We start from the raw sequence: 6,267 nt of genomic DNA on the forward strand, positions 1-6,267 counted from the left end.
GCGAGCGTTGAACTAAGTCGACAGTGGAGAAATAGTATGGATATCGAACGGGATCCGACTGAGATCACAGACGACGGACGGTATTGGCTGCGGGCCCAGCGCGTCACCGGCTACCCGCGAATCGCTCGAGACGCGTACTTCCCGACGCACGACGTGATTCGGCCGGCGGCGGTATCGGCGACTGACCTTCCGCAGACGGACGACGACGCAGTCCGACGTCTCGACGAGGACGCACTCGAGACGCGATTTACAAGCGGAAAGTGGCAGGTGACGGCTGAGGTCGAAACGATCGTCGATCTCTGGCCGCGTATCGTCAACGACGTTTCCGCAGGGGTCATCTGGGACGCGAAAGTGATGACCGCGACCGGGATGGCCGAACTGCCGTACGACGAGTACATGATCGTCGTCTACACGCCCAACTACTTCGACACGGACGACGTGTTCCGCGTACGCGAGCACCTGCGGGAGACGTACGACTGTTCGTCACCACTCCGATACAAGCCGGATATCTACTCGAAAAAGGGGATCGTCGCCGAGACGGCGAGCGAGTGGGGCCTCGAGCGGCCGGCCAGGTTTCGGGCGTAATCGTCCTCGAAGCCGGCTCTACCACTCGATCCGAAACACTTCCGCCTCGAGCGTCCGCTCGGCGTCGGTGTGGAACTCGAACCGGTTCGCGATGGAGAACTCGGCTCGGAACGCGTGTGTCACGTCGCCACCTTCGTCCGCGGCGAACGACTCGACGAACTCCTGACTTCCCTCGTTGTGGATCGTGTAAGAGACGTCGGCGATCGACCGGGCGGTCTCGAGGAACTCGCGGTCGGCGTGTCGGTTCCCGCGCTGGGCACCGAACGGCGGGTTCGAGACGACGGTTACGTCGGTATCGCCCACCGAGAGTGGTGGCCGAGTCGCGTCGCCACGAACCCATTCGAGGAGTCCGTCGCGCCCCGCCTCGTCGATCCGTGCGGCGTTCGCCTCGGCCAGTGCGAGCGCGTCGGGATCGACGTCGACGCCGACGACGCGCTCGGCCCCCGCGAGCGAGGCCCCGATCGCGAGCATCCCGGTTCCGGTGCCGAGATCGACGACCCAGCCCGTTAGATCGTCCTGCATCCGCGCCTGATGACAGACGTGAGCGGCGATCTCCGGCGGCGTGAGATACTGCTCGAGTGCGGCTGATGGCTCGGAAAAGTCGGCGAGCGCTTCGAGCGCTCGAGCAAGGGTACGTCGCGACGGGCCGGACATTACCGCGTCGTTAGGAGTCGAGGCTGATAGCCCCGTCGAGTTCGAGCGCGAGTCCCTCGCGCTCGGCGCGTTCGGCACAGGCGGCCAGCGCGGGACGCACCTTCTCCGGATCGGCGATATCGTCGATCTCGAGCGTAACGGTTCCGACGCCGAGGAAGGCACCGGCCCGCACGTACGCTCGCACGCGGTCAATCTCCTCCTGGGTCGCAAGCGAGCAGTCCTCGTCGAAGCAGGCGTCGACGGTCAACTCCGCCGGGAGCAGCCCGTCCTCGGTCAGGTCGCGCTTTAGGTCCCGAAGGTAGCCGGGCGCCGTCGACTCAAGCGTCGGCGCCTCGAGCGTGACCGGCGTCACGTCCGCGGGCCGACAGTCGGCGATCGTTCGGTCGGGTTCGGGGGTCGGTGACGTACTCATTGCAACCACATACATGAGTCGCATACAAAAACCTTTGTAAATGCCCAGTAGTAATATGGCGTGGGAAGTACCTCGGGTCGGTCGCGTCGCTCGAGCGATTCGAGTGTGCCGGCTTCATGACAAATGTGGATAGAGTTAAGGAGAGACCGTGTGAGAGATAGGTATGGAGTGTCCACGGTGCCAGGGGTCGCTGGAGGAATACTCGCTGGGTGACGCCTCGACAGTTACCTGTCCACACTGTGATTTCGCGGACGTCCCCGTCGACCACGTCCAGGAGGGGGAAGAGACGGAGTCCTGGCGAGACGCGTTCAATCGTTTCTACGAGCAGTGAGTGATCGGCGCCATCGGGGCGGCGGCTGCTGACGGCTGACTGGGCGACTCTGCTGACTGATTCTCTCGCGATCGAACGCGGCTACGCAGCGATAACTCTCACGAGACGCTGTGCAAACGGAAAAACCGGAAGTCGCTTACTCGGCTTCCGCTTCGACTTCCTCGTCGTCCGCGCCGGTGTCGTGGTCGACGTCCTCGTCGGAGCGTGCGGCCACGAGGCCACCGCGTGCGACGCTGTACAGTGGCTCGTTGGCGTGTGAGACGCCGCTGATCGAGAACGGAATGTTCGCGTCCTCTAAGTGGTCACGGAACAGCGCCTCGAAGCCGCTGGGACTCGAGGTACCGCCGGTGACGACGACGGGAACGTCGAGTCCTTCCTCGACGTCCTCCTCGTCGACTTCCTTGACGATGTTCTCGATGACGTAGTCGAGCAGGTTCTCGTAGTAGATCGAGAGCGCACCCTCGACGCCGCCGACGTCCGTCGTGAAGTCCAGTTCGAAGTCGTCCTCCTTGATGGAGGTCACCTTGTCGACGGGCGTGCCCGTCGCGCGGGCGGCCTGCTCGTCGACCCAGTCGCCACCGCGGGCGACGGAGAACTTCATGACCGGCACCGCGTAGTACGCCAGACAGACGTTCGTCATCCCGGCACCGAACGAGATACCGAGTCCGGTGAAGTTGTTGTCCGCGAGTTCACTGTAGATGACGGACATCCCTTCGTTGATCGGTTCGGAGTCGTATCCCATGTCGTCGAGGAACGACTCGATCGTCTTCTGGTGGTACAGCGTCGAGAGATCCGAGTCGATCGGATCCGCGGGCGAGGAGAAGTACAGTTTCTCGTCCGGATACGCCGGCTCGCCGACGACCTGCTCGATGATGAGCTTCATCATCGGGATCGCGCTCTTCTCGTCGTTCGAGAGGATCCCGTGTTTCATCGGGCGCCGCGTTTCCTTGTTGAAAATGTTCGCAAAGTTGAGGGCGTCGTCGCCGACGACGTACACCTTATCGTCCTTACGAATGTGAAGCACTTCGCTTCGAGAGAGCATCTGCTCGGCCATATCCGAGTATTCGATCTCTACGAAGGAGTTACGCTGTTGCACGAAAACCGTATCGTTCCCATCCTGCTGTGCTGACAGGATGTTCATCGTTCCAACGTCTAGGCCTTTCGCCATAGTTGGGCAAGGCGGCCGATGGATTATAAATCTATGTGAATAACTTACAGCTCAGACTGCTCGACAATAAGAATAGTTTAACGTAGGGAAACAGCCCATTACTTTCGGCCGAAAAGCTCGCGAACCCGATCGAGCAGACCGGAGAGCGGTGAGCCATCGTCCTCGGCCGTCGCCAACTCCTCCGCTTGCTGTTGTTCGCGTAGTTCCTTGAGTTTCGCCGTCTGATCGTCGACCGTCGACTGGGAGGTCGTGGTCTTCGTCTCGCCGCCTTTCAGTCCCTTGAGACCCGCGACCTGCGCGTCGACGCCCGTCGAACGTGCCGTCTTCGTTCCGGCGTCGGTGTTGACCGACACCGCGTCGAACTCATCTTCGGAGAAGCTGAGACGCTTGTGCTCGGTCTTTTCGACGCCACCCCAGGAGAGTTCGACGTCCTCCATCGCCTCGTCGATGTCGCTGCGGATATCGGCGTCGGTGAGTTCGTCTTCCTCGTCGGTTTCGTCGTCCGGGTCGACGGTCCGGACCTGTTGGGCCATATCCAGATAGTGGGCGATCAGCGCCGCCCCCGTGGATGCGGTGATCCCGGCGAGACCGACGGCGTAGGTCGCGACGACCTCAACCGTGTAATCGTTTCCGTAGCCGTTCCAGTCGTCCGGGTACGCACCGATGAAACCGATGATCGCACCGACCGTGATCGCGACGCCGGCGATCGACGTGTACAGCATCCGCCGTTCTGACGGCAACAACACCACGACCCCGAGCATGAACACGGGGAGTGAAATCATTACGAGCGCGTACGCGGGCTGTACCCAGGCGATGTACGATGCGGACCGAGTCTCAAACGTTCCGCTCCACACGAAGAGTAACAGAGCGACGATCGCGAGTCCGATTCCGCCGAGAAACAGGCTGAACCCGACGTAGACGTCGGTTCGGTCCTCCGGTTCGCCGATGTATCGACGATAGATATCGAAGAGATACCCGTCTGCAGGCTGTTCCGCTGGCATTGCTACCGGGTTTATACTCCAGTACTATGACTGTTGGGTCGCGCTACCAGTTCGATATTGCTGTCGTCGTGACGTGATAGCTACCGCCGTCAAATTGGGTCGCTTCGAACCGTGCAGTCGGATACGGCCCGCTCGAGTCGGACGCGAATTCACCCGATACGGCGGCCAGTCTGCCGTATTCCTCACAGCGTGCAGTATTTACGTCCGTGGTCGTTAAGACGGTCAATGAGTCAAGAGTCGGAGTACACCGAAGGTGACCTCCGAAACACCGGGATGCGGTTGAAGCACGATCGGGAGTGGGACTACGAACTCGAGCAGATCGTCGACGCCATCGAGGAGCGAGACGCGACGAAGGTCGGCCTGCAGTTTCCCGAGGGACTGAAGCGACGCGGTCCCGCGGTCGCCGACGACCTCCGAGAGCTCACGGACGGCGTGACGTTCATGCTCTCGGGGCAGCCGTGTTACGGCGCCTGCGACCTCGATACCTACCTGATGAAACGCACCGACGTCTTCGTCCACTTCGGCCACTCGCCGATGAAGGACACGGACAAGGTGATCTACGTGCCGCTGTTCTCGAACGTCGAGGTGCTGCCGATCATGGAGGAAGCGCTCGACACCTTAGAGCCACCCGAGGAAACCGAAGGCGTCGGTCTCGTGACGACCGCCCAGCACATGAACCGCTACGAGGAGATGTGCGAGTTCTTAGAAGAACAGGGCTACGACGTCCAGAGTCGCCGCGGCGACGAACGGCTGACCCACGAGGGACAGGTGCTGGGTTGTAACTACGCGAGCGCGGACGTGCCCGCGGAGCAGGTGCTTTACGTCGGCGGCGGAAAGTTCCACCCGCTCGGTCTGGCGATGGAACACCCCGACAAACACGTCGTCATCGCGGATCCGGTCAACAACGTCGTGACACCAGCGGACACTGACAAATTCATGAAGCAGCGCTACGGCGCCGTCCACCGCGCGATGGACGCCGAGAAGTGGGGCGTCATCTTCTGTACCAAGATCGGCCAGGGCCGCTGGGAGATCGCCCAAGACATTATCGACGACAACGAGAACGCCTACCTCATCACCATGGACGAGGTGACGCCGGATCGACTGCGGAACTTCGACATGGACGCCTTCGTCAACACCGGCTGTCCGCGGATCACGACCGACGACGGACCGCAGTTCCACAAACCGATGCTCACCCCCGGCGAGTACCGGATCGCCGTCGGCGACGAGCCGCTCGATAGCCTTTCGTTCGACACCTTCCACGGCACCTGGTAGCGACCTCGGTTCGTCCGAGCGACGGAGACAGGACGGTCGATCGTCAACTTCGCTCGTCTGCTTCGCACACAGCTTCGTTCGGTTCTTCTTCGGCCTCGAGATCGGGATCTCTCGGTTTGCCCAGCGATCGAACGCAGAGGGCTAGCGATTTCGACCCGTCCGCTTCCGCGAGAGTACTTACGCTACGAGTGAGCCATCGCGGAGATCGTATCGCAGGATACAGTCGCGGAAAGATGACCATACTGTCCAAATATAACTGAAACACCCGACTATTATTCATGGTATGTTGGACTTGTTCCGGCCACATTCAACATTTGATTAGTAATTGTGTGCTGATTCCAAAGTGGTTTGGAGCAGTTCTTTTGCCCGATAGCCCCCCACCAGTAATCGATGAGTAATCCCGACGTCAGCGGACGGTCGCCGCGATCTCGAGACGAGGTCTTCGATACACTCGCAGACAGCACTCGGCGTGAACTCCTCCGTCTCGTTCACAGCCGATCGTCGAGCGGCGTCTCGAAGACCGATCTCGCCTTCGAACTCGCCGCAGTAACCACGGAGAGCCCACTCGAATCGGTGACCGACAACGATCACCAGCGCGCACTCGTCGACTGTCAGCACAGGCACCTGCCCGCGCTGGTCGACGCCGGACTCGTCACGGAGACCGACGACGGGACCATCGCGACGACCGACCACTGGGTGTTCGACGACTCCGAGTTCGGCGCGATCCTCACCGGCCGAACGGACGACGAAACCGATCTCGACGCCCTGTTCGGCGCCCTCGCCGACTCGCGACGCCGAACGATCCTCACCGTTCTCGGGAACCAGTACCATCCGCTCTCGACCG

Annotated in this window: 8 protein-coding genes; 4 read left to right on the forward strand and 4 right to left on the reverse strand. The window is 61.4% G+C overall.

Going from position 1 to position 6,267, the window contains the following annotated elements; genetic code table 11:
* Nucleotides 1-36 precede the first annotated feature (36 nt).
* Nucleotides 37-585: a putative phosphothreonine lyase domain-containing protein gene (locus ACSFDB_RS20930; protein WP_440772822.1), complete on the forward strand. Its 549-nt coding sequence runs from the start codon at nucleotides 37-39 to the stop codon at nucleotides 583-585.
* Nucleotides 586-603: 18 nt separating this feature from the next.
* Here ACSFDB_RS20930 and ACSFDB_RS20935 read toward each other — a convergent pair whose 3' ends face one another.
* Both ACSFDB_RS20935 and ACSFDB_RS20940 read right to left on the reverse strand, forming a co-directional pair.
* On the reverse strand, nucleotides 604-1,239 hold the full coding sequence (locus tag ACSFDB_RS20935) for an METTL5 family protein (RefSeq protein ID WP_440772823.1): 636 nt from the start codon (nucleotides 1,237-1,239) through the stop codon (nucleotides 604-606).
* Nucleotides 1,240-1,249: 10 nt separating this feature from the next.
* Nucleotides 1,250-1,651, reverse strand: a complete 402-nt coding sequence (locus tag ACSFDB_RS20940; RefSeq protein ID WP_440772824.1) for a DUF7961 family protein — start codon at nucleotides 1,649-1,651, stop codon at nucleotides 1,250-1,252.
* A 163-nt stretch (nucleotides 1,652-1,814) separates the two neighbouring features.
* On the opposite strand from ACSFDB_RS20940, the gene ACSFDB_RS20945 reads away from it, so the two are divergent.
* Nucleotides 1,815-1,982 carry a zinc finger domain-containing protein gene (locus ACSFDB_RS20945; protein WP_440772825.1) on the forward strand — a complete coding sequence of 56 codons (168 nt, stop codon included), beginning with the start codon at nucleotides 1,815-1,817 and terminating at the stop codon, nucleotides 1,980-1,982.
* Nucleotides 1,983-2,118: 136 nt separating this feature from the next.
* Here ACSFDB_RS20945 and ACSFDB_RS20950 read toward each other — a convergent pair whose 3' ends face one another.
* Together ACSFDB_RS20950 and ACSFDB_RS20955 are read right to left on the reverse strand one after the other, a co-directional pair.
* A complete protein-coding gene (locus ACSFDB_RS20950; protein ID WP_006091426.1) occupies nucleotides 2,119-3,150 on the reverse strand; it encodes a disk-shape morphogenesis protein volactin in 1,032 nt (343 codons plus the stop codon).
* A gap of 98 nt (nucleotides 3,151-3,248) precedes the next feature.
* The gene (locus ACSFDB_RS20955; protein WP_440772826.1) at nucleotides 3,249-4,151 is read right to left on the reverse strand and encodes a cell division protein CdpA domain-containing protein; all 903 of its coding nucleotides are present in this window, start codon (nucleotides 4,149-4,151) and stop codon (nucleotides 3,249-3,251) included.
* Nucleotides 4,152-4,376: 225 nt separating this feature from the next.
* Here ACSFDB_RS20955 and dph2 point away from each other — a divergent pair, with 225 nt between their 5' ends.
* Together dph2 and ACSFDB_RS20965 are read left to right on the forward strand one after the other, a co-directional pair.
* Nucleotides 4,377-5,423: a diphthamide biosynthesis enzyme Dph2 gene (dph2, locus tag ACSFDB_RS20960; RefSeq protein ID WP_440772827.1), complete on the forward strand. Its 1,047-nt coding sequence runs from the start codon at nucleotides 4,377-4,379 to the stop codon at nucleotides 5,421-5,423.
* Nucleotides 5,424-5,813: 390 nt separating this feature from the next.
* Nucleotides 5,814-6,267: DUF7344 domain-containing protein (locus ACSFDB_RS20965; protein WP_440772828.1), on the forward strand; the 454-nt coding region annotated here is incomplete at its 3' end.

This window comes from Natronorubrum amylolyticum (assembly GCF_052040145.1).
GTDB lineage: Archaea > Halobacteriota > Halobacteria > Halobacteriales > Natrialbaceae > Natronorubrum.

Excerpts from the sequence above, each read along its gene's own strand:
- ACSFDB_RS20930 (WP_440772822.1), top strand. The coding sequence starts at position 37 with ATGGATATCGAACGGGATCCGACTGAGATCACAGACGACGGACGGTAT.
- ACSFDB_RS20935 (WP_440772823.1), bottom strand. The coding sequence starts at position 1,239 with ATGTCCGGCCCGTCGCGACGTACCCTTGCTCGAGCGCTCGAAGCGCTC.
- ACSFDB_RS20940 (WP_440772824.1), bottom strand. The coding sequence starts at position 1,651 with ATGAGTACGTCACCGACCCCCGAACCCGACCGAACGATCGCCGACTGT.
- ACSFDB_RS20945 (WP_440772825.1), top strand. The coding sequence starts at position 1,815 with ATGGAGTGTCCACGGTGCCAGGGGTCGCTGGAGGAATACTCGCTGGGT.
- ACSFDB_RS20950 (WP_006091426.1), bottom strand. The coding sequence starts at position 3,150 with ATGGCGAAAGGCCTAGACGTTGGAACGATGAACATCCTGTCAGCACAG.
- ACSFDB_RS20955 (WP_440772826.1), bottom strand. The coding sequence starts at position 4,151 with ATGCCAGCGGAACAGCCTGCAGACGGGTATCTCTTCGATATCTATCGT.
- dph2 (WP_440772827.1), top strand. The coding sequence starts at position 4,377 with ATGAGTCAAGAGTCGGAGTACACCGAAGGTGACCTCCGAAACACCGGG.